Genomic DNA, 754 nt, shown 5'->3' with positions numbered 1-754 from the left:
GGTCGGCGCTGTCCTTGTTGGCGCCGATGTTGACGCCGACGATGCCCGGCCGCCCCTTGCGCGCGGCAAGCCGCTTTTCGGCGGCCGCATGGCCTTCATTGTTGAAGCCCAGCCGGTTGATCACCGCCTCGTCCGCCGTCAGCCGGAAGATGCGCGGCTTCGGATTGCCGGGTTGCGGCAGCGGCGTGATGGTGCCCACCTCGGCGAAGCCGAAGCCAAGACCGAGCAGCGCGTCCGGCACTTCGGCGTTCTTGTCGTATCCGGCGGCCATGCCGAGCGGGTTCGGGAAGTCGAGGCCGCAGAGATTGATCTTGAGCCGCGCGTCGCGTGGCGCGGCCGCGCCGACCGGCAGCCCGCAGCGCAAAGCCGCGATCGACAGGCCATGCGCGGTTTCCGGATCGAAGGAGAAAAGCAGCTTCTGGCCGATCCGGTCGAGCACGCTCATTCGCCCTCCAGCGCCGGGAATTCGTGGCCGCCGGCGCCGAGCGGCAGCGGCTTCACCCAAAGGACGGCATCGAGGCCGAGCTCTGCGTAGAGATGCGGGAAGAGGGCGCCGCCGCGCGACACCTCGCATCTCAGCGCGTCGCCCAGCTTGGCCCCGTCGATCGCGACCAGCAGGAGGTCCATCTGCCCGGCGAAATGCCTGGCTGCCGTCTCGCGAACCTGGCCGGCGGTGGAGAAATGGATGAAGCCGTCGGCGATGTCGATCGGCGCGCCGGTGAAGCGCCCGTTCTTCTCGGCTTCGCGCCACAGC

General features: G+C 69.2%; 2 protein-coding genes. Both read right to left on the bottom strand.

The features are described 5' to 3' along the window. The coding region (locus EOD07_RS36330; protein WP_164772953.1) for a dihydroorotate dehydrogenase 2 at positions 1–445 on the bottom strand (445 nt) is incomplete at its 3' end. After that, a complete protein-coding gene (locus tag EOD07_RS36325; RefSeq protein ID WP_127238503.1) occupies positions 442–753 on the bottom strand; it encodes a DUF952 domain-containing protein in 312 nt (103 codons plus the stop codon). The genes EOD07_RS36325 and EOD07_RS36330, both read right to left, overlap by 4 nt. Between the last annotated feature and the right edge of the window lies 1 nt (position 754).

The organism is Mesorhizobium sp. M2C.T.Ca.TU.002.02.1.1 (assembly GCF_003997225.1).
This window is presented reverse-complemented; position numbering and strand designations above follow the sequence as displayed.